19 protein-coding genes are annotated in these 20,211 nt (G+C 60.2%); 10 read left to right on the top strand and 9 right to left on the bottom strand.

What is annotated here, in order from left to right; genetic code table 11:
- Positions 1–3 precede the first annotated feature (3 nt).
- The 3 genes from Q0V31_RS12270 (at position 4) to Q0V31_RS12260 (ending at position 2,839) form a co-directional block, all read left to right on the top strand.
- Positions 4–681, top strand: a complete 678-nt coding sequence (locus tag Q0V31_RS12270) for a response regulator transcription factor (protein ID WP_298188060.1) — start codon at positions 4–6, stop codon at positions 679–681.
- A 331-nt stretch (positions 682–1,012) separates the two neighbouring features.
- Positions 1,013–1,420, top strand: coding sequence for an LTXXQ domain protein (locus tag Q0V31_RS12265; RefSeq protein WP_298188059.1), 408 nt, complete (start codon positions 1,013–1,015; stop codon positions 1,418–1,420).
- A 75-nt stretch (positions 1,421–1,495) separates the two neighbouring features.
- Positions 1,496–2,839: a HAMP domain-containing sensor histidine kinase gene (locus Q0V31_RS12260; protein ID WP_298188058.1), complete on the top strand. Its 1,344-nt coding sequence runs from the start codon at positions 1,496–1,498 to the stop codon at positions 2,837–2,839.
- Here Q0V31_RS12260 and Q0V31_RS12255 read toward each other — a convergent pair.
- Positions 2,805–3,371, bottom strand: a complete 567-nt coding sequence (locus tag Q0V31_RS12255) for a nitroreductase family protein (protein WP_298188057.1) — start codon at positions 3,369–3,371, stop codon at positions 2,805–2,807. The two genes, Q0V31_RS12260 and Q0V31_RS12255, sit on opposite strands and share 35 nt — an antisense overlap.
- Positions 3,372–3,447: 76 nt before the next feature.
- A complete protein-coding gene (locus Q0V31_RS12250; protein WP_298188056.1) occupies positions 3,448–3,819 on the bottom strand; it encodes a YkgJ family cysteine cluster protein in 372 nt (123 codons plus the stop codon).
- Positions 3,820–3,971: 152 nt separating this feature from the next.
- Between Q0V31_RS12250 and Q0V31_RS12245 the strand changes: the two genes are divergently transcribed.
- Both Q0V31_RS12245 and Q0V31_RS12240 read left to right on the top strand, forming a co-directional pair.
- Complete coding sequence (locus Q0V31_RS12245) at positions 3,972–5,426, top strand: TrkH family potassium uptake protein (RefSeq protein WP_298188055.1); 1,455 nt, start codon at positions 3,972–3,974, stop codon at positions 5,424–5,426.
- An 82-nt stretch (positions 5,427–5,508) separates the two neighbouring features.
- A complete protein-coding gene (locus tag Q0V31_RS12240; protein WP_298188054.1) occupies positions 5,509–6,963 on the top strand; it encodes a TrkH family potassium uptake protein in 1,455 nt (484 codons plus the stop codon).
- Positions 6,964–6,979: 16 nt separating this feature from the next.
- Here Q0V31_RS12240 and Q0V31_RS12235 read toward each other — a convergent pair whose 3' ends face one another.
- A complete protein-coding gene (locus Q0V31_RS12235; protein ID WP_298188053.1) occupies positions 6,980–7,981 on the bottom strand; it encodes an AraC family transcriptional regulator in 1,002 nt (333 codons plus the stop codon).
- Positions 7,982–8,123: 142 nt separating this feature from the next.
- On the opposite strand from Q0V31_RS12235, the gene Q0V31_RS12230 reads away from it, so the two are divergent.
- The 4 genes from Q0V31_RS12230 to Q0V31_RS12215 all read left to right on the top strand — a co-directional run bounded on the left by Q0V31_RS12230 (position 8,124) and on the right by Q0V31_RS12215 (position 11,430).
- Positions 8,124–8,441 carry an Mpo1-like protein gene (locus tag Q0V31_RS12230; protein ID WP_298188052.1) on the top strand — a complete coding sequence of 106 codons (318 nt, stop codon included), beginning with the start codon at positions 8,124–8,126 and terminating at the stop codon, positions 8,439–8,441.
- 246 nt (positions 8,442–8,687) lie between these two features.
- Positions 8,688–10,076: an adenylate/guanylate cyclase domain-containing protein gene (locus Q0V31_RS12225; protein WP_298188051.1), complete on the top strand. Its 1,389-nt coding sequence runs from the start codon at positions 8,688–8,690 to the stop codon at positions 10,074–10,076.
- 170 nt (positions 10,077–10,246) lie between these two features.
- A complete protein-coding gene (locus Q0V31_RS12220; protein WP_298188050.1) occupies positions 10,247–10,582 on the top strand; it encodes a tRNA-binding protein in 336 nt (111 codons plus the stop codon).
- Positions 10,579–11,430: a DMT family transporter gene (locus Q0V31_RS12215; protein WP_298188049.1), complete on the top strand. Its 852-nt coding sequence runs from the start codon at positions 10,579–10,581 to the stop codon at positions 11,428–11,430. Before Q0V31_RS12220 ends, Q0V31_RS12215 begins: the two co-directional genes overlap by 4 nt.
- 22 nt (positions 11,431–11,452) lie before the next feature.
- On the opposite strand, the gene Q0V31_RS12210 is transcribed toward Q0V31_RS12215, so the two are convergent.
- The 6 genes from Q0V31_RS12210 to recQ all read right to left on the bottom strand — a co-directional run bounded on the left by Q0V31_RS12210 (position 11,453) and on the right by recQ (position 19,451).
- Complete coding sequence (locus Q0V31_RS12210; RefSeq protein WP_298188048.1) at positions 11,453–11,734, bottom strand: SelT/SelW/SelH family protein; 282 nt, start codon at positions 11,732–11,734, stop codon at positions 11,453–11,455.
- 260 nt (positions 11,735–11,994) lie between these two features.
- Complete coding sequence (locus Q0V31_RS12205; protein WP_298188047.1) at positions 11,995–14,007, bottom strand: FimV/HubP family polar landmark protein; 2,013 nt, start codon at positions 14,005–14,007, stop codon at positions 11,995–11,997.
- Between the two features lie 247 nt (positions 14,008–14,254).
- Positions 14,255–15,658, bottom strand: a complete 1,404-nt coding sequence (locus Q0V31_RS12200; protein WP_298188046.1) for a DHA2 family efflux MFS transporter permease subunit — start codon at positions 15,656–15,658, stop codon at positions 14,255–14,257.
- Positions 15,658–16,092: a MarR family transcriptional regulator gene (locus Q0V31_RS12195; RefSeq protein WP_298188045.1), complete on the bottom strand. Its 435-nt coding sequence runs from the start codon at positions 16,090–16,092 to the stop codon at positions 15,658–15,660. The genes Q0V31_RS12200 and Q0V31_RS12195 overlap by 1 nt, the downstream gene beginning before the upstream one ends.
- Before the next feature lie 82 nt (positions 16,093–16,174).
- Complete coding sequence (locus tag Q0V31_RS12190; protein WP_298188044.1) at positions 16,175–17,191, bottom strand: DUF2804 domain-containing protein; 1,017 nt, start codon at positions 17,189–17,191, stop codon at positions 16,175–16,177.
- Positions 17,192–17,324: 133 nt separating this feature from the next.
- Positions 17,325–19,451: a DNA helicase RecQ gene (recQ, locus tag Q0V31_RS12185; RefSeq protein ID WP_298188043.1), complete on the bottom strand. Its 2,127-nt coding sequence runs from the start codon at positions 19,449–19,451 to the stop codon at positions 17,325–17,327.
- 166 nt (positions 19,452–19,617) lie between these two features.
- On the opposite strand from recQ, the gene Q0V31_RS12180 reads away from it, so the two are divergent.
- A complete protein-coding gene (locus tag Q0V31_RS12180) occupies positions 19,618–20,205 on the top strand; it encodes a YecA family protein (protein ID WP_298188042.1) in 588 nt (195 codons plus the stop codon).
- Positions 20,206–20,211 lie beyond the last annotated feature (6 nt).

Here is a 20,211-nt window from a genome sequence, read left to right as displayed (position 1 = left end):
GCCATGAATGATCTGCTGTTAATCGACGACGATGTCGAACTCTGCGAACTGCTGACCAGCTGGCTGACCCAGGAAGGCTTTCGGGTCAGTGCCTGCCATGACGGCAGCAGCGCCCGTAACGCCCTCGCCACGCACAGCCCGGATGCGGTGGTGCTGGATGTGATGCTGCCCGACGGCAGTGGTCTGGAGCTGCTCAAGCAGTTGCGCAGCGACCACCCGGAACTGCCGGTGCTGATGCTCTCGGCCCGTGGCGAACCGCTGGACCGGATCCTCGGTCTGGAATTGGGCGCGGACGATTACCTGGCCAAGCCCTGCGATCCGCGCGAGCTCACCGCACGCTTGCGCGCGGTATTGCGGCGCAGCCTACCGGCCACGCCCAACAGCCCGCTCGACCTTGGTGATTTGCACTACAGTCAGGCCCGCGGCAGCGTAACCCTGGGCGAACAGGAGGTCACGCTGACACTCTCGGAAAGCCGCATCCTCGAAGCCCTGCTGCAACAGCCAGGCGAACCGGTGGATAAGCAAGAACTGGCGCAACTGGCCCTCGGCCGCAAACTGACCCTGTATGACCGCAGCCTGGACATGCACGTCAGCAACCTGCGCAAAAAACTCGGCCCGCATGCCGATGGCCGCCAGCGCATCCTGGCTCTGCGGAGTCGCGGCTACTACTACAGCGTTTAAACCTACTGCGCGTCGGCCCTGCTGCGTTAAAAGCCGGCTCGGCAAGCGGCTTGCGGCTAACACGCCTTAGCGCGATCCAAAGGGCGAGTGAAACGAGCAATGCTCATTTACAACCGTTAACTCCGCTTCCTCGCCGTTTTGACCAGCCGAAGGCTGTTACTAACGTAGCGCCTTGTACAACTCCGGCTCGCAAGGTTTTACACAGGCTCTAAGTCAATCCATTCAGCCGCGCCCTTTACCTAAGCTTTACCTTGCCCTGACCGCCCCTGACCTTGCTCGCCCTAGACTGAGCTCATCCGGTATCGACCGGTTTCAGACAAGGAGACACACCATGCGCAAGACCCTGACCGCAGTACTGCTCGCCATGACCCTGCCAACCCTGGCCATGGCCATGCCCGAAGACGGCCCACGGCATGGCGGCGAGCACGGCTCCCGCATGTTCAAAGAACTCGACCTGAGCAAACAGCAGCACCGCGAAGTCCGTAAACTCATGGGCGAGCAGATGAAAAGCCGCCATGCGATCACCCAGCGCTACCTGGAGAAACTTCCAGCCGCTGAACAGAAAGCCATGCGGGACGAATTAAAAGCGGCCAAGGACAAACAACACAGCGCCATCCGCGCCTTGTTAAACCCTGAGCAACAGCAAGCCTTCGACGAGCACCAGAAAAAAATGCAGGAACGTCGCGCCGAGCACATGCAATTCAAAGCCTGGCAGGCCGAGCAGGCCAAGAAGAACTAAGGCAACCTAAGCGTTATACGCCCGTCACGCTGCTAGGCCTGACGGGCGTAGCCATCCCCATTAGAAGGAATCACCGTGCGGTCACTGTTTTGGCGCATCTTTGCCAGCTTCTGGCTGGCTATCGCGCTGGTTGCCGGGCTGTCCATACTGCTTGGGCGCATGCTCAACCAGGACGCCTGGCTGCTCAGCCAGCACCCCGGCATGGGTGACCTCGCCGAAACATGGACGCAACGCTACGAAACACAAGGCCCGCAAGCGGCCCAAGCACTGCTGGAGCAACGCAAACGCAGGTTCCGCATTGACGTGCAGGTGCTGGATAACAGTGGCCAGCCGGTGATCAAAGGCACCTTCCCGCCCCGCGCGGCAGCTTTTGAAGCTCGCCACCGCAATCAAAAGCACCTACCTTGGCGCCGCTTAAGCGTCGACTACACCAGCCCGAACAGCGGCGAAGCCTACCTGTTTATCTACCGCATCCCGAACCCCGAAGTCGCCGCCTGGCATCGCGACAGCTTGCTCTGGCCACTCAGTGCGCTGGCGATTGCCATGCTGGTACTGACGCTGTTTAGCCTGTGGCTAACCCTCTCCATCACCCGCCCGCTGAATCGCCTGCGCGGCGCCGTGCACGACCTGGGACAAACGGCTTATCAACAGAACAGCCTGGCCAAACTGGCCGAGCGACGGGATGAGCTCGGCGTACTGGCCGCTGACTTCAACCGTATGGGTGAGCGCGTGCAAGGCTTGATCAGCAGTCAACGCCAACTGCTGCGCGACGTCTCCCACGAGCTGCGCTCACCACTGGCGCGGCTGCGTATCGCGTTGGCGCTGACCGAACGTGCGGATGATCTTGAGCAAGAAAAGTATTGGCCGCGCCTGAGCCAAGAGTGCGACCGCCTGGAAGCGCTGATCAGTGAAATCCTCGCCCTCGCCCGCCTCGACGCCGAACCGGGTGCGGCGCAGCCAATCGACCTCAGCCAGTTGCTAAACAAACTGCAGGAAGATGCGCGCCTCGACGCGCCGCAGCAACTGCTCAGCATTCAGCTGGAGCCTGGCCTGCAGTTCAACGGTTGGGCGGACATGCTGCAACGGGCGCTGGATAACCTGCTGCGCAATGCGCGGCGCTTCAATCCAGCCGGCCAAGCCATCGAGTTGACGGCCCGCATAAACGCCGAGCAGCTATGCCTGAGCGTACGTGACCATGGTCCGGGCGTGCCCCCTGAGCAGTTGGCGCGGCTTGGTGAGCCCTTCTACCGCGCTCCCGGCCAAACCAGCAGCGGCCATGGACTGGGGCTGGCCATCGCCCGCCGTGCGGCCGAGCGGCATGGCGGGCAGCTGGAGCTGAGCAACCATGCACAAGGCGGCTTTATCGCCACCCTGCGCTTGCCGCTCACTCAGCCGAATCAGACGCCGGCCAGGCTCTGACGAAATCACTCACCTGCATCTGCGGTACCGCGCGCAATTCGCGCGCTGGTGTACCCAGGTAGAGGAAGGCAATCAGCTGCTCATCTGCATCCAGGCCCAAGCCAGCCGCGACGTGCGCGCTGTAGGCCATGTCCCCGGTGCGCCAGACCGCACCAACCCCCTGCGCATGCGCCGCCAACAGAATACTGTGCGCCGCGCAACCGGCGGCCAGCACCTGCTCCTGCGCGGGCACTTTCGCGCTGGCCTGCACACGGGCAATCACCAACACCAGCAAGGGTGCACGCAGCGGCATGGCGCGGGCTTTGTTCAGCGCCTCCGGGTCGGCATCGGCGGGTAATGCACTGGCAAACAATTCCCCCAGCTGGATCAGCCCCTCACCCTCAACCGTGAGAAAACGCCAGGGCCGCAATTGACCATGATCTGGCGCACGCAAAGCAGCGCGAAACAACAGCTCGCGCTGCGCAGCATCAGGTGCCGGCGCAATCAAGCGCGGCGCGGAAACACGGTTTAGCAACGCATCAAGAGCGTCCATCAGTCACCTCGGCAATTCAATCAATTGGCCATTCTAGTGCCTGTGCAGCATGGACGGGCAATCCAATAAGCAGGGCTCAGGCCACCCGCTCAGGTGAAATGCTTGGCGACACCGGTGGCGTCAACGGCGGAAGGCCATGTGCGCTGCGCGCCGCATCACATCGCGGGTTGTGCTCACCATTGGCCCAAGAGGCCTCGAACTCACGGCAGGCGCTGGAGCGTTCGTTATAGAGCGTGCAGCGCACGCCCTGGCCTACATCACCCAGTAGGGCAGTACAGCGCGTCGGTTTACTATCCGTACCCCGCATGGCGACACGGTGTGGAGAAATCAACACCACCTGATCATCCGGCATCAGACCACCGGCCGATTGGCACTCACCCCAGAAAAAAGACACACGAAAATACGCGCAGCACGCGCCGCAGCTCAGACAAGGATTGCTATCAGACATGATTTGGGAGGCTCAGAAACCAGCAATGGCCGGCATGCGACGGCTATTCTATGCTGCGCCAAGCGCTTGTAAAGCGCCCATTTCGGCCGCTGTACAGTGGCTGCGGCGCGCGTAGAATAGCGCCCCTTTGCCCCAGCTTCCGAGCCGCCCCCATGTCATTGCCGACACTGCGCATCATTGCTTTTATCCTCGGCATATTTCTGATTACCCTGGCTGCCAGCATGCTGATCCCGATGCTGACGTTGCTGCTGCATGCCCGCTCGGATGATCTCGACGCCTTTCTCTGGTCCAGCCTGGCCACGGCCACGGCGGGCATTGCCATGGTCATCCCCGGCCGCCCCAAGGATGCCCAGTTGCGGCCACGCGACATGTACCTGCTAACCACCGGCAGCTGGCTGGTGGTGTGCATCTTTGCCGCCCTGCCGATGGTGCTGATTCAACACATCAGCTACACCGACGCCTTCTTCGAGACCATGTCTGGGATCACCACCACCGGCTCAACCATACTGGTCGGCCTCGACAAAGCCTCACCAGGGCTGCTGATCTGGCGTTCAATGCTGCAATGGCTGGGCGGGATCGGCTTTATCGGCATGGCCGTGGCCATCCTGCCGCTGTTGCGGGTCGGTGGTATGCGCCTGTTCCAGACCGAATCATCAGACTGGGGCGAGAAGGTCATGCCGCGCTCGCACATGGCGGCCAAATACATTCTGTTTATCTACCTTGGCCTGACCCTGGGCGGCTTTTACGGCTTCTGGCTGGCCGGCATGACGCCTTTCGATGCGATCAACCATGCGATGGCCGCGATCTCCACCGGCGGCTACTCGACCTCAGACGCCTCGCTGGCCAACTGGAGCCAACCGGCCGTGCATTGGGTGGCAGTGCTGCTGATGATCTGCGGCAGCCTGCCATTTACCCTGTATGTCGCCACGCTGCGCGGCAACCGTAAAGCGCTGTTCAAGGACCATCAAGTACATGGCTTTCTCGGTTTTCTGCTGATCACCTGGCTGGTTTTCGGCACCTGGCTGTGGCTGCATTCGGACAACAGCTGGTGGGATGCCTTTCGGATTGTCGCGGTGAATGTCACCTCGGTGGTCACCACCACCGGCTTCGCACTGGGCGATTACACCACCTGGGGCAGCTTCGCCGTGCTGCTGTTCTTCTACCTGACCTTTGTTGGTGGCTGCTCGGGGTCCACCTCCGGCGGGCTGAAAATCTTCCGTTTCCAGGTGGCCTACGTGCTGCTCAGGGCCAACTTGCAACAACTGATTCATCCGCGCGCCGTGATCAAGCAGCAGTACAACAACCACAACCTTGATGAAGAGATTGTCCGCTCGCTGATCACCTTTTCATTTTTCTTCACCATCACCATCGGCGTGATTGCCCTGAGCCTGACGCTGATTGGCCTCGATTGGGTCACGGCCTTGACCGGGGCCGCCACGGCGGTGTGTAACGTGGGCCCCGGCTTGGGCCCGATCATTGGCCCGGCCGGCAATTTCTCCAGCCTGCCGGATGCGGCAAAATGGCTGCTAACCCTTGGCATGCTGCTGGGGCGCTTGGAAATTCTTACCGTACTGGTGCTGGTAACTAAGGCATTCTGGCGGCACTAAATGAGCATCCGCGGACTATTAAGTGACCGACCCCGGCCACAGTCTCTAGAATGCCGCTATTAATGGAATGGAACCTGCTTAGATGGCTTGGCCGACCTTACGGATCATCGCGTTTATCAATGGCATCTTTCTCCTAACCCTGGCAATCGGCATGGCCGCACCCATGCTGACGCTGGTGCTGTTTGCCCGACCTGCAGAACTCAATGCCTTTCTCTGGTCGAGCCTGATCACCTTTGTCGCGGGCATCGCGATGATCGCCCAGGGCCGACCCAAGGATGTGCAACTGCGCCCGCGCGACATGTACCTGTTGACGGTATCCAGCTGGGTGCTGGTGGGCCTGTTCGCTTCCCTGCCCTTTATGTTTTCCCTAAAGCTGGGCATCACCGATGCGGTGTTTGAAAGCATGTCGGGCATCACCGCGACAGGGGCCACCGTCCTGAGCGGACTGGACAGCATGTCGCCGGGAATCCTGATCTGGCGCTCACTGCTGCACTGGCTCGGCGGCATCGGCTTTATCGCCATGGCCGTGGCGATTTTACCGATGCTGCGTATCGGTGGTATGCGGCTGTTCCAGACCGAGTCATCGGACCGCTCTGAAAAGATCATGCCGCGCTCGCACATGGTCGCCAAATACATGGTCGCCGCCTACGTCGGCATCAGCTTGCTCGGCTGCCTGGCACTCTGGGCTGCCGGCATGGGCGTGTTCGATGCGATCAACCACACCATGTCCGCCATCGCCACCGGCGGATTTTCCACCTCAGACCAATCGCTGGGTAAATGGACCGAACCGGCCGTGCACTGGGTCACCATCGTGCTGATGATTCTCGGCAGCTTGCCCTTCGTACTGTTTGCCTCGATGCTGCGCGGCAACTACAAGGCCTTGATCAGGGACCAGCAGGTGCGTGGCTTCCTGGCGATTTTGCTCAGCACCTGGCTACTGCTCGGCACTTGGTACTACCTGAGCACCGAGCTGCACTGGCTCGAAGCCATTCGCCACGTAGCGTTCAACACCACCTCGATCATGACCACCACTGGCTTTGCCCTCGGTGATTACACCCTCTGGGGCGGCTTTGCCGGCATGCTGTTCTTCTACCTGGGGTTTATCGGCGGCTGCTCGGGCTCGACCGCCGGCGGCCTGAAGATCTTCCGTTTTCAGGTGGCCTACGTGCTGCTCAGGGCTAACCTGCTGCAACTGATCCACCCGCGCGCGGTGATCAAGCAACAGTACAACCGCCATCACCTGGATGAGGACATTGTCCGTTCAATCCTGACCTTTTCATTCTTCTTCACCATCACCATTGCCGTGCTGGCCCTGGGCTTGACGCTCTGCGGCCTGGACTGGATCACCGCGCTCAGCGGTGCGGCCAGTACGGTCTCCGGTGTCGGCCCTGGCATGGGCCCGATCATCGGCCCGGCGGGCAACTTCTCTAGCCTGCCGGACATGGCCAAATGGCTGCTGACCTTCGGCATGCTGCTCGGCCGCCTGGAAATCCTCACGGTATTAGTGCTGATGCTGCCAGCCTTCTGGCGGCACTGAGAACGACTGCGCGCGGCTATAGGCGCGCGCGGTACTCGCCCGGGGTGGTATCAAACCAGCGGCGGAACGCCCGAAAGAAGTTGCTCGGGTCAGAGAACCCCAGCAGGTAGGCAATTTCCAGCAGGGTCAGGTTAGCCTGACCTAGGTACTGGCCGGCCAGCTCGCGGCGCGTGTCATCGAGCAGGTGCTGATAGCTGGTGCCTTCATCCTGCAAACGCCGCTGCAGGGTACGCTCGGACAACAGCAGCGCCTGCGCCACCGTTTCTCGTTTGGGCTCGCCTTGCGGCAACAGGCGGCACAGCACCTGGCGCACTTGATGGGTCACCCGTGAACCGGAAAACCGCGCCAGATAATCCCCGGCGAAACGATCATGCAACTGCGCCAATGCCTCATTGGCCGACGGCAACGGCTCATCTAGGTCGACGCGTTCAAACAGCAGCGCATAGTGCGCAGCGTTGAATTTCAACGGGCACTGGAACACCGCTTGATAGGGCTGCAAATTCTCCGGCGCAGCCCCCATCAGGCTGACGAGTCGCGGGCGCACCATCTTCCCCGTCAGCCAACGGCAGAAGGCCAGCGAGTGCGCCAAGGAGGCTTCGGCACTCTGCCTAGCCGAGGGCAGACGATCACCGTGGATCGCCAGCACCAGCTCATAGCCGTCGGCGGTCGGTCGGAAGCTAAGGTCGGCACCCTCGGCGATAATCCGCTGATAACGCACCAGGCGAGCAAAGCCTTCCTGCAGATTGCGACTACTCATGACCGCGTAGCCCACCACATTGAACGCTGATGGCCGCTGGATTTTCGCCATATTCAAACCAATGGCTGGGTTGCCTGAGGCCTGCACGGCCAGGTGCCAGAGGCGGGTCATGGCATCCTGGGCAAAGCGCGCATCGGCATCATTCAACGCCGCATAGTCGAGGCCCAGTTGGGCAAACAGACTGCGGCAATCAACCCCGTCAAGCTCCAGGGCCGCGACAATCCCCGCGGCCCAGCTGGATGAAGTGGTACGTTCACTCATGGCGTGGTCTGTTCTTATTCGGTGTTTGAGGGCAACGCAAGGATACTAAACTGGCACTGAATGTCAGTGGCCCAGTGCGTCAGCCGGCCTAGACTGCTAATTAGCGGTCCAGGCGGCAGTAGAACCATAACAGGAGACCCTCATGACCAGTGATACCGACAGCCGCTTCAGCAGCTTCGCCGAGTTCTACCCCTATTACCTGCAGGAACACAGCAACAGCACCTGCAGAAGGCTGCACTTTGTAGGCACAGCGCTGGTCCTGAGCATTCTTGCCTATGTGTTTGCCACAGGTTCTCTAAACCTGCTCATCGCGCTGCCATTTGTAGGCTATGGATTTGCCTGGGTCGGGCACTTCTTTTTTGAACACAACAAACCCGCCACCTTTCGTTACCCACGCTGGTCGCTAATGGGCGACTTTGTCATGTTCAAAGACATGCTTATCGGACGGGTTGCCTTTTAAACCACTGAGCCGGCCTCTGACCTGGCAAACGCTGAGCGACCGGGCAATGCTCAAGACAGCGGCTTGCCGGCGCATTTAAGCTCTAACAGGCCAACGGCTGTCACAACGCGCGCAGCCTTTCGGGCGGTGCGCTTGGCGGTTACGACATGCTTGGTTATGATCCCTGCCTATTTTGCGCAGCCAACTCGGTGCGCTCCCAGGTGCCCAGCAGAGGCGCCAGACGAGCAGCAGGGATTGTTTCATCGGATGAATGTCAAAAGCGCCCCACGACTTTCCACCTTGCCAGCACCGCCGCTGCGTGAGTATTACTCCCGCACCCTGGCCTATATCGCCATTGCCGCCAGTATTGCCGCCGGCACCTATGCCCAGCATTTCAGCTACAACATTCTCTGGATGGTGCCCTACGCCCTGCTCTACCCGCATTTGGCGCACCATCTGAGCCTGCGTTTCAAGCGCCATCATCCGCAGCCCACCAACCTCAGCCTGTTGTTTGTCGATGCGCTGCACTGTGGCGCGGTGCTCACACTGCTGGGCTTTTCGATTGTGCCGTCCTTGATGGCGCTGCTGATCATGAACTTCAGCGCCCTGGTCATCGGCGGCCTGCGCTACCTCGGCGTGGCCTCACTAATCGCCGTTAGCAGCGCAGCCTGTACCTATGCCCTGACTGACGTCACAGCCAACTTCCATTCCCCGGCCCTGGTTGCGCTGGTCAGCATTGCCTTTACCACCTTGTATATCTGCATCACCGCCTACTTCGTGCACCAGCAGGGCTTACGCCTGGCCCAGGTACGCAGCGACATCAGCCGCGAGCAAGAGAAAGCCGCTCGCCTGGCACGCAACTTGGCCAAATACCTCTCGCCGCAGGTGTGGGAGTCGATCTTCACCGGCAAAAAGAGCGTGCGCCTGGAAACCCAGCGCAAGAAGCTCACGGTGTTCTTCTCCGACATCAAAGGCTTTACCGAACTGGCCGAAGAGCTGGAAGCCGAAGCCTTGACCGACCTGCTCAACACCTACCTCAACGAAATGTCGAAGATCTGTCTGAAATACGGCGGCACCATCGACAAGTTCGTCGGTGACTGCGTGATGGTGTTCTTCGGCGACCCGAGCAGCAAAGGTGCGAAGAAAGATGCAGTGAATGCCGTGTCCATGGCCATCGCCATGCGCAAGCACATGAAGGTGCTGCGCCAGCAGTGGCGTGCCCAAGGCATTACCAAGCCGCTAGAAATCCGCATGGGGCTAAACACCGGCTACTGCACCGTGGGTAACTTTGGTGCCGATACGCGCATGGATTACACCATCATCGGCCGCGACGTAAACCTTGCCAGCCGCCTGGAAAGCGCCGCCGAGTCGGGTGAAATTCTGATTTCTCACGAGACCTATTCACTGGTCAAGGACGTGATCATGTGCCGCGACAAGGGCCAGATCAGCGTAAAAGGCTTTACCCGTCCGGTGCAGATTTATCAGGTGGTGGATTTCCGCCGCGACCTGGGCGCAACGTCCAGCTACGTCGAACATGAGTTGCCGGGGTTCTCCATGTACCTGGACACCAACGGCATCCAGAACTTCGACAAAGAAAAAGTCATCCAGGCCCTTGGTCAAGCGGCCGACAAGCTGCGCGACAAAGTCATTATGTAACGCCGGGCCGCCATACACCGCTCGCCGATCAGTGCCTGCAGGCTGCTGAGCGCGCCATTTAGCTGCAGCGCGCAGTAGCCGAAGCCAACGCGACAAGAGCCGCAAGTTCTGCGACAGACGCCCACCCGGCAGCGCCCTACACTGCCGCCATCAGCCTGGGGAGCAGCGGTATGCAACAGATCGAGTGGCAAGACTTTCAACAGGTGGAATTACGCGTCGGCACCGTGCTGTCCGCCGTGATCAACGAAAAGGCCCTGAAACCAGCCTATGTCTTGCAGATCGACCTCGGTGAACTCGGCATGAAACAATCCAGCGCGCAGCTCACTGCGCATTACCAATGCGCGCAATTGATCGGCCGCCAAGTGCTCTGCGTGTGCAACTTTGCCGCGAAACGAGTTGCTGGCGTGCGCTCCGAGGTGCTGGTGACTGGTGTGCATGACGCCGACAATAAGGTCGTACTGGCCAGTTTCGACAAACCACTGCCCAATGGCGCTCGCCTGGCATGAGCCCACGTAACGCACTTTGGGCTATTCATCTGGGGGCGCTGTTGTTCGGCCTTTCGGGTATTTTCGGCAAACTGGCGAATACCACCCCGCAGATGATTTCCGCCGGACGCGCACTCTTTGCCGTGGTCGCCTTGCTGCTATTCGCCCAGTTGATCGGCAACACACGCCTGGTACGCCTCGACTTACGCCAAATCAGCCTACTGGGTTTAGGCGGCCTGTTACTTGGTGGGCACTGGTGGAGCTTCTTCGAGGCGGTGCAGGTCTCCGGCGTGGCCATTGCCACCCTTGGCTTTGCCAGCTTCCCGGCTTTTACCGTGCTGTTGGAAGGCGTGTTTTTTCGTGAACGCACCCGCCCACTTGAGTACGCCATGGTGGCGCTGGTGTGCCTGGGGCTGGTGCTGGTCACACCGGAGTTCGACCTGAGCAGCCAAGGCACTAGCGGCCTGCTCTGGGCAGTTCTGTCGGGTTTGCTGTTTGCCTTGTTGTCTCTGCTCAACCGCGCCAGCACCCGCGGCGTTGAACCGGTGCAAGCGGCGCTGTACCAAAACCTGGCCGTACTGCTGGTGTTTTCCCCACTGGCCTGGCCAACCCTGCCCAGCGTGCAGGCACAGGACTGGCTGTGGATGGCCATGCTCGGGATCTTCTGCACCGGCCTGGCACATAGCCTTTTTGTCGCCAGCCTGCGCGTGCTCAAGGCACGCACCACTGCGGTGATTTTCGCCCTAGAGCCAATCTACGGGATTGCCTTCGCCTGGTTGCTGTTCAACGAGGCTCCCACGCTGCACATGCTCGCTGGCGGCCTGCTAATTGTCAGCGCGATCTTCCTCTCAGCGCGCATGGCCAAGTGATCTAGCGCCACACCGGCTGCGCTCAACGGTCGTTATGCCCCAGATCCCGAGCGGGGTCGATTTGGTCACGCAAACGCTGTTTAAGCACCTTGGCCTCGGGGAAACCACCATCGGCCTTACGCTCCCATAGCTGCACGCCATTACAGGTAATCCGAAACACACCGCCCGTAGCTGGCTCCAAGCTGACCCGGGACAGATCATCGCTAAAGCTCGACAGCAACTCTTGAGCCAGCCACGCGGCGCGCAGCAGCCACTGGCATTGAGTGCAATAGGTGATGACCACTTCGGCTTTGCAACTGGACATGGGCAAGCTCACGACAAATTAAACACCGATGATAACGCCCACCGGCCTTGGTTTGGCATAACAAAAGGGCATGTCCAACCAAAGCGCGAAGCCGGGCGAAGGAACGCTGGGAACAGCCTTGCTGCGATGTTCTTTATTGCGTTCAAATCGCCAGCACCCGCTCTTGCAGGGTTAGAGATGTCGCCAGTAGCCAGCGAGAGACTGCCTAATAAAAACGCCCGCGTACCAGAGGCACGCGGGCGTTTTTATTAGGTCTTGAATCAGGCGATTTTTTCCAGCAGCTGCCGCGCCTCCTGCTTCTGCTCTTCGTCGCCCTCTCTGATCACTTCATTGAGGATCTGGCAAGCGCTGTCCAGGCTGCCCTGCTCGATATAGCTCAGCGCCACGTCCAACTTGGAAAGATTATCGTCGTTTTCGGCAAGTTCATTGAATTCATCCAGAAAGTCTATATCCAGCTCATGACCTTCCCACCCCTCAGAAGAGGCTTCCTCCACCAGCATGGTTTCAGCAAACGGACTGCGGACATCACGACCGCTTGATATCTCGGAAATATCCGGAGCAGAACTGCTCTCAGCTCTTTTCGGCACCTTAGGGGCGAAGGGGCTAACCAGATCCCAGTCCGCATCGAGGGACATTTCATCCAGATTGAGCTGATCCTCATTGTCAGCCTGCGCCAACGGTTGCGCTTCCACCTCATCAAGATGCAGCACCAGCTCTTCAAGACTGCTGACTCGCGGCGCATTAAGTCGATCGGCATGCCGCGCTTTCAGCTCAGCGATATCTGCCGGATCAAAGCCGGAATCAAGCAGCCGCGCTTCGTGAGCACTAAAGCCCTCAGCATCACCCAGCAAGGCCAGTACTTCCAATAACCGTAAAGCGATGTCACTGCGCTGCGGCTGGGCCTCCCACGCCTCACCCAAGGTGCTGGCGGCCTCATTCAAGCGACCATAGGCGATATACACATTAGCGCTTTGCAGGGCATCTTCGCCCGCAGCCGCCGGCCAGACCGGCCCGGCACGTGGTACTTCGCGCTTGTTGAGGGCAAGCGTTGCAGCCGGCTCAACGAGCATCTCGCTCTGCTCCTCAGCCGCGCTGGACGGATGCAACGGCGTATCCGGTAAAGGCTCAGGCTCTGCCTCGACTGACTTTCTGCTGCGCCAGAGCAGACCGGCCACACCCGCTATGAGCAACACCAGTAGACCCGCGATGACCGCCAACCAGTTTCTGCCTGACTCAACCGCCACCGCTGGACTTGCCGCCACCGGTGCCGGTGCAGCAGTGACTTCGGCACTCGCCCGACGGGTAGCCAACTCAGCCTGCAGAGCGGCAATCTGCTGATCACGCGCACTCATCTGCTCCTGCATCTGCTGCACCTGCAGACTCAGCTGCGCCAGACTCTGCTGCAACTGCGAGGTTTCCGCGATCTGGCTGGCCAATTCCTGCTCGACGCGAGCCTGCTCCTGTACCGCTTCCTCAGCCGACAGTTCAACGCGGGGCGCAGGTGCTGCCTCTGAGTCATCAACTACTTGTAAAAACCCTGCCGCATCAGCGGGCTCCACAGGTGTTGGCGGCACACTGGCGATGTTGTCAGGCAATAACAACTGCGTACCGACACGCAGGCGATTGATATCACCATTGATAAAGGCTTGGGGGTTGAGCGCGAAGATGTCATTCATCAGCGCCTGGGCACTCAGCCCGGTATCGACAGTCAGTTGCTCTGCAATCTTCCACAAGATGTCGCCACTGACCACGCGGTAAGTGTTGCCCTGCTGCGCGGCCGGCAATGGTGCTGAGCGGGCCGGCTCGGTAACCACAGCAGACGGCGTAGCTATCCTAGGCGCCGCAGAAGGCGCGGCAAGGCTGCGATAGGCGGCAGAGCCTGGAGGGTCGAGTAGCACGGTGTAATCGCGGTAAAAAATCCCATTGGGCCTTGCCAGCTCAACGACAAAGTTCAGGTAAGGCTCACGCACCGCCTGATTTGACACCACGCGGATCACACTTTTATCACCGCGCAGCAGCGGGATGAAGCGCAGGTCATTGAGGAAATACACACGATCGATGCCGGAACGACTAAACACTTCTGGCGGCGCCAGGCGCACACGCATATCGGCGTCACCCAGGTCACCCACATCAAGTAATTCGATTTCGGCATTCAGCGGCTGACTGAGTGCCGAATGCAGGGTGATCTCACCGAGTACAAGTGCTGGAGCCAGACTTGAATACAGGGCCGAGCTGGATGCCAGACCGATCAATAATTGACGAACCTTTGCCATAAAAAACGCTCCCGGTGAATCCGCCCCTGGGCCCTTAGCACTGCACCTCGGGGGCCTGCGCTTCCAGCACTTGCGAAAGTAAAGGAGTCGGCAAATGCAACCTAGGGAAGTACATCCATATAACCCGGCTGGTGCATGGCATTAATAACGACAAGCTAACTGCTAAAAAACCAACGGTCGTTTGGCAAAAAGCCAGCACAGGCGCAAGCATAGGCTAGCAGTCAATATAATGACAACTTCTTGACTGTCAGTGTTTGCTCGACTTGACGCCCCAGGCCGCCAGCACCGTGACCACGAACACCGCCGCCACCAACCAAAAACTCTGTTTGAAGGCCAGCATCTCGGCCCATGGATCGCCCCCTTCGGCGCTGTGCCGCCACTCAAGGAAAAAGGTAAGCAGATTCACCCCAAACGCGCCACCCAGCTGGCGAACGAAGGTGATGGCTCCCGCCCCTTGGGCCAACTCCTCAGAGCTGAGGATATCCAGCGAGCCTGTACTCAACGCCGGCAGCAATATCCCCAGGCCGATGCGCCCCACACTGGCCCAGAAACACAGCACAAGAAATGATGCGCCCTGCTCGACCCAGGCCAATCCTGCTGTCGACAGTGCAAAAATAAGCAGACCAGCACTCAGCAAAACCGCCGCAGTCAGCCGGTCGCTGAGCCAGCCACCGAGAAAAGACGCCATGCCCATTAACAGCCCGGCTGGCAACAGCAACATGCCGGCATGTCCGGCGCTGAAACCTTCGACAGTTTGTAGATACAGCGGTATCAGGTAGGTCGAACCATACAGCCCCAAGCCCAGACTCAAGGCCACCCAACTGGCGCTGCGAAAACCGGCATGCCGCCACAGCGTCAGTGGCAGCAAAGGCTGAGCGGCACGCCGGCTGCGCTGGATAAACGCCATGCCCGCCAGCAGCGCTAAAGCGCCAGGTAACCAGACGCTGGGCGCACTCAAGGCAAAACGCTGCGCTTCCGCCAGAAAACCCAACGCGGCAAATATCGCCACACTCAACCAGGCAAAGGCCTGAATATCCAGGCGCGGCGTGCTGCGCTCACGCACATTCGGCAGTAACCATTGGCCCGCCAACATGGCCAGCAGGCACATCGGCAGTGGCATCCAGAAAATCGCCGCCCAGCCGAAATGATCGACCAGATACCCCCCCACAGCCGGCCCTAACGAAGGTGCCAGCATCACCCCCAAGCCATAGATACCCAGCGCCGTACCGCGGCCACCGTCGGCAAACACGCGAAAGATCAGCACCATGGCCAACGGCTGCACAATCCCGGCGCACAGCCCCTGAATGATGCGCAAGGCGATCAACTGCCAGGCGGCGTGGACCACCAACGCCAACAGCGAACTGATGATAAATAGCAGCAGACCGAACTGCGCCGTGCGCCGCGCGCCAAAGCGCGCCTGAGCCCAGGCGGCCAATAACAACCCAGCCGTCATGGCGGCGAGAAAGCCGGTGGACAACCACTGCGCCAGCGGCCGGCCGATGGCGAAATCGGCCATGATCGCCGGCAAGGCGACGTTGATACTGGTGGAGGCCAATATCATGGCCATGCTGCCGACCATCAACACAGCCAGCAGCCACTGCGGGTAACGTGGACCGAAACGTTGCTGCAGGGCCTGCAGATCATCGTGCATCAGTGTTTTTCCAGATTACTCAACACTTGGGCGTGGACCTTCTGGCAACGGCGCAATTCGTCTTCATCGATGCCCGCGAAGACTTCCTGACGCAACTGTGCGGAGATCGCTTCGATTTTTTCAATCAGCGGCCGGGCTTCTGGCCTCAGGGCAATCTTCTTCGCGCGGCGGTCTTCGGGTACTGCCTGACGACTGACCAGCCCCTGAGCCTCCAGGCTATCGAGCAGGCGCGCCAGGGTCGGCCCTTCGACGCCGACGCTCTGTGCCAACTCGCGTTGAGTGGGTAATTCGGCAAAGCGCCCCAGGTGCAGCAGCACCAGCCAGCGGGCCTGGGAAAGGCCAAGACCGACTAAGCGACGGTCCAGTTCGGCGCGCCAGGCGCGGGAGAGCTGGGCAACTTGCATGGCAAAGCGGTGTTGATCAGTTTGTGACATGGACACAGGCTCTTAACTATAAAAAACTAATTATTAGCCAGCTAACCATAACCCCTTGACCCAGGCAAGCCTGCGCAGGCGTTCACCACTTTACATACTGATCTTCAACAAAGCCCCAGAGGTTATCGATACGCACCTCGGGTCGGCCAACCGGCCGTAATACTCCGCTGAACTGGCCGAAAATCTGTTTAAAGTTGCTCGCCAGCAGCCCTAGGTTCAGCCGTTCCTTAAGCAAGCCACGGCCGTCAAAGTGCAACGCTACTTGACCGTCATGGGAGTTAATCAACCAGGGCCGTAACGGTTGATCGCGATCAAAAGCAAACCGCACCGTGTCAACCTTGAGCAGTTCGCCATCGAGCCAGAAGCAGTTCTCGGTAAAGCTGGTTTCATTAACCCCACAGGACAGGTTCAAACCCACCCGCTGCTCACCCGCCTGCCCGGACAAACAGGCCCAGTTCCAGTGAGTCTCGGGCCGCATATAACCGGCTGACCAGTCGTGATGGGCAAATGCGCCGACCTGCGCTAGGTCGAAATCCCCCAGTGCGCTGCGCACCTGTCCGCTGCAGCGTACGCCCGCGACCTTTTGTGCATAGACCCAGCCATTGACGCCCGTCGGCGTATTGATACACAGCGGCTGAAACGCCGGCACGGCCTCGGAAAAGCGCGCATCGATGCGGGTGCCGTCATCCAACTCGACCAGCAAGCGCTTTTCCTTAGGTGTCGCGCTATTTTCCAGGCGCAGCAGGTTGCCGCCACTGCGCAACTCACACACACCCCGATCGGGCGCCTGCGAAAACTGGCTGCCAAAGCCCAGCGGCAATTTGAATTGGCGCTCGATCATCCGCCCACTGGCGGGATGAAACAGATAGACAAAGCCCACGCCCAGCAGACTGAGATTGGCCAACGCACAGCCGCCAATCAGCTCATCACTGATCAGGCCGAAATACTGAAATTGATGAAAGCGCCGCCACTTGGCCAGGGCACCCAGTTTGCGCCCCATGGGCGAGCGAAAGTCGAAATCACGGTAATTGACCAGCCCCGGCGCGGCGGGAAACAGGCCGTAGTGCGGCTGGCCGTTGGCTTGAATCAGTCGGTCCATGGGGCGGTTCACTCAAGAGAAAGCTTGAGGATGCTAGCACCGGGGCCAGGCTCGGGCATTCACCGGGCGTGCCAAGCACAGCGCAAAATCGGCCACTGGCCAACGTGCAGGCCTGCAGGGTTGTAGCCGTTGTTTAGGCCTCGAACTCGGCCTGCAAGGCGGCGCGCACGCAATGCAAGATGCCCAACTCAACGCGCCCGGCAAACTGCTCGCTGATCGTGGCCACCGGTGGTAACTCACCCTCGCCATCGAGAAAAGCATCCTGAATCTCGCCAAGCAATGCCTCGGGCACGTCCAGCGCCTGCTCCAGCGACAACTGCTGGCGGCCAATGGCTTCAGCCAACAAGCCGTAGACATTCTTTTCACTGCAACTCAACTGGCTGGCGATCTGCGCCGGGGTCATGCCGGCACGGGCCAGGCTGACCAGCTCATGGCGCAGGTCGACCACCGCACGCGGCGCGTCATCATCGGCCCCCAGCACCGCGAGAAAGGCCTCGCCATAACGCTCCAGCTTGCGCGCGCCAACACCACTGACCCGAGCCATCTCGGCCAAGGTGCTGGGCTTGCTCCGCAGCATCTCCAGCAAGGTGGCATCCGGGAAAATCACATACGGCGGCACGCCATGCTCTTCCGCCAGCTTACGGCGCAAAGCGCGCAGCGCTTCCCACTGGCCGCGTTCCTCACCGCGCACCAATTGGCTGGCGGCACTGCTGGAGGCCTTGGCGCTCTGCTGCGGCTTGAGGTCGCGGCGCAATTGCAGACTGACCTCGCCCTTGAGCAAGGGCCGGCAACTGTCAGCAAGGCGCAGGCCACCGAAGCCTTCGAGGTCGACATCCGCTAACCCGCGCGCCACCAGCTGGCGGAACAACGAACGCCATTCACCTTCGGCAAACGCCTTGCCAATCCCAAACACCGCGAGGTGCTGATGGCCGACCGTGCGAATTTTGTCGTTGTCGCGACCGAGCAGCACGTCGACCAGATGCCCCACGCCATAGCGCTGGCCGGTGCGGTAAATCGCCGACAGCGCCTGACGCGCCGGCTCGGTGGCATCCCAGGTCTGCACGCCGTCCATGCAGTTATCGCAGTGCCCACAGGGTTGCGGCATGTCCTCATCGAAGTAGGCCAGCAGCGACTGACGCCGGCAGCGGGTTTCCTCGCACAGCGCCAGCATGGCATCGAGCTTGTGCTGCTCGACGCGCTTATGCCGCTCGTCGCCTTCGGAGTTATTGAGCATCTGCTTGAGGAAGATCACATCCTGCAGCCCGTAGGCCATCCAGGCATCCGCCGGCAGACCATCACGGCCGGCACGACCGGTTTCCTGGTAATAGGCTTCCAGGGACTTCGGCAGGTCGAGGTGGGCAACAAAACGCACGTTGGGCTTATCGATGCCCATGCCGAAGGCGATGGTCGCGACCATGATCAGCCCTTCCTCGTTGAGAAAGCGCTTCTGATGATAGGCGCGTAGCTCATTGGCCAGACCGGCGTGATACGGCAGCGCCGGAAAGCCCTGCTCAGACAGAAACGCGGCCACTTCCTCGACCTTCTTGCGCGACAGGCAATAGACGATGCCGGCATCACCCTTGCGCGCGGCGAGGAAGTTCAGCAACTGCTTGCGCGGCTGCTCTTTGGGCACGATGCGGTAAAAAATATTCGGCCGGTCGAAACTCGATAGAAAACGCTCGGCATTCTGCAGGTGCAGACGTTGGACGATTTCCTCACGGGTGCGCATATCCGCCGTTGCAGTCAGCGCAATGCGCGGCACATTGGGGAACAGCTCGGCCAGCTGGCCCAGTTGCAGGTATTCCGGGCGGAAGTCATGCCCCCACTGCGACACGCAATGCGCCTCGTCGATGGCGAACAAGGCGATCTCAAGGTTCTGCAGAAAGCCCAACATGCGCGGCTGCACCAACCGCTCGGGCGCCAGGTACAGCATCTTGATCTCACCGCGCTTGATTCGCTCGGCAATCTCACGCTGCTCGTCGTTGCTCAGGGTGGAGTTCAGCGCGACGGCGGCCACGCCCAACTCATCAAGGGTGGCGACCTGATCGTCCATCAGCGCAATCAGCGGCGATACCACCACCGCCAAGCCTTCACGCAGCAGGGCCGGGACCTGGAAGCACAGCGACTTGCCGCCCCCGGTGGGCATCAGCACCAGGGCATCGCCACCACTGGCCACACGCTCGATAATCTCACCCTGCCGACCACGGAAGCTGTCGTAACCGAATACGTCTTTAAGGATGCGTTGCGCGTGGTCAAGCATGAAGGGCCTCCAGAACAAGCCGGGCATTATACGCAAGTGCAGGATGGCCACGCGTCAGGCAATTGGACTTTGCCTGGAATCCATCACGCATTGCCCTGTGGCTATGGCCGCCCAAGCCGCTCTAGACTAGAATCCAGCCTCGTTTACTCCTTCAAGGTAGCCCCCGATGTCCTTCGCCGAGCAACTCACCCGCCTGCAAGCCTTCCTCGATGCTGATGAGCTGCATGATGAGGCCCTGGACTATATCGCCGCCCACGGCTACCTGACCGCGCTGTCGATTTGCCCGGAAAAAGTCCCGGAGCGCGAGTGGATTGACGCATTGTTCTCCGAGCCGCCGCATTACCGCAGTGACGCCGAGCGCGAAGAGATCGAAGCCACGCTGATCCAGCTGCAAAGCCATATCGCTCGCCAACTGGCCAGCGACGACGAGCCGGACGTGCCGTGCGACCTCGACCTCGGCGACGAGCCGGACGACTCCGACCTGCGCGGCTGGTGCATTGGCTTTATGGAAGGGGTTTTCCTGCGCGAAGCCGTATGGTTCGACGACGCCGAAGATGAAGTCAGCGAACTGCTGCTGCCGATCATGGTCGCTTCCGGCCTGTTCGACGAACAGCCCGAATTCGCCGAAATCGCCGGTGATCGCGACTTGGTTGACAGCATGGTCGATCAAATCCCAGAACTGCTGACTGCTTTGTTTCTGCTGTGCAATGCCCCAGAAGAAAAGCCCGCATTGCTGAAGCCGCGCCAGCACTAAGCACGC

It is taken from the genome of uncultured Pseudomonas sp. (genome assembly GCF_943846705.1).
GTDB lineage: Bacteria > Pseudomonadota > Gammaproteobacteria > Pseudomonadales > Pseudomonadaceae > Aquipseudomonas.
Note: the sequence above shows the minus strand (reverse complement) of the source record. Positions and strands in the feature narration are given on the sequence as shown.

Coding starts and splice junctions, on each gene's coding strand:
- Q0V31_RS12270 (WP_298188060.1), top strand. CDS start 4: ATGAATGATCTGCTGTTAATCGACGACGATGTCGAACTCTGCGAACTG.
- Q0V31_RS12265 (WP_298188059.1), top strand. CDS start 1,013: ATGCGCAAGACCCTGACCGCAGTACTGCTCGCCATGACCCTGCCAACC.
- Q0V31_RS12255 (WP_298188057.1), bottom strand. CDS start 3,371: ATGGACGCTCTTGATGCGTTGCTAAACCGTGTTTCCGCGCCGCGCTTG.
- Q0V31_RS12250 (WP_298188056.1), bottom strand. CDS start 3,819: ATGTCTGATAGCAATCCTTGTCTGAGCTGCGGCGCGTGCTGCGCGTAT.
- Q0V31_RS12245 (WP_298188055.1), top strand. CDS start 3,972: ATGTCATTGCCGACACTGCGCATCATTGCTTTTATCCTCGGCATATTT.
- Q0V31_RS12240 (WP_298188054.1), top strand. CDS start 5,509: ATGGCTTGGCCGACCTTACGGATCATCGCGTTTATCAATGGCATCTTT.
- Q0V31_RS12235 (WP_298188053.1), bottom strand. CDS start 7,981: ATGAGTGAACGTACCACTTCATCCAGCTGGGCCGCGGGGATTGTCGCG.
- Q0V31_RS12230 (WP_298188052.1), top strand. CDS start 8,124: ATGACCAGTGATACCGACAGCCGCTTCAGCAGCTTCGCCGAGTTCTAC.
- Q0V31_RS12225 (WP_298188051.1), top strand. CDS start 8,688: ATGAATGTCAAAAGCGCCCCACGACTTTCCACCTTGCCAGCACCGCCG.
- Q0V31_RS12220 (WP_298188050.1), top strand. CDS start 10,247: ATGCAACAGATCGAGTGGCAAGACTTTCAACAGGTGGAATTACGCGTC.
- Q0V31_RS12215 (WP_298188049.1), top strand. CDS start 10,579: ATGAGCCCACGTAACGCACTTTGGGCTATTCATCTGGGGGCGCTGTTG.
- Q0V31_RS12210 (WP_298188048.1), bottom strand. CDS start 11,734: ATGTCCAGTTGCAAAGCCGAAGTGGTCATCACCTATTGCACTCAATGC.
- Q0V31_RS12205 (WP_298188047.1), bottom strand. CDS start 14,007: ATGGCAAAGGTTCGTCAATTATTGATCGGTCTGGCATCCAGCTCGGCC.
- Q0V31_RS12200 (WP_298188046.1), bottom strand. CDS start 15,658: ATGCACGATGATCTGCAGGCCCTGCAGCAACGTTTCGGTCCACGTTAC.
- Q0V31_RS12195 (WP_298188045.1), bottom strand. CDS start 16,092: ATGTCACAAACTGATCAACACCGCTTTGCCATGCAAGTTGCCCAGCTC.
- Q0V31_RS12190 (WP_298188044.1), bottom strand. CDS start 17,191: ATGGACCGACTGATTCAAGCCAACGGCCAGCCGCACTACGGCCTGTTT.
- recQ (WP_298188043.1), bottom strand. CDS start 19,451: ATGCTTGACCACGCGCAACGCATCCTTAAAGACGTATTCGGTTACGAC.
- Q0V31_RS12180 (WP_298188042.1), top strand. CDS start 19,618: ATGTCCTTCGCCGAGCAACTCACCCGCCTGCAAGCCTTCCTCGATGCT.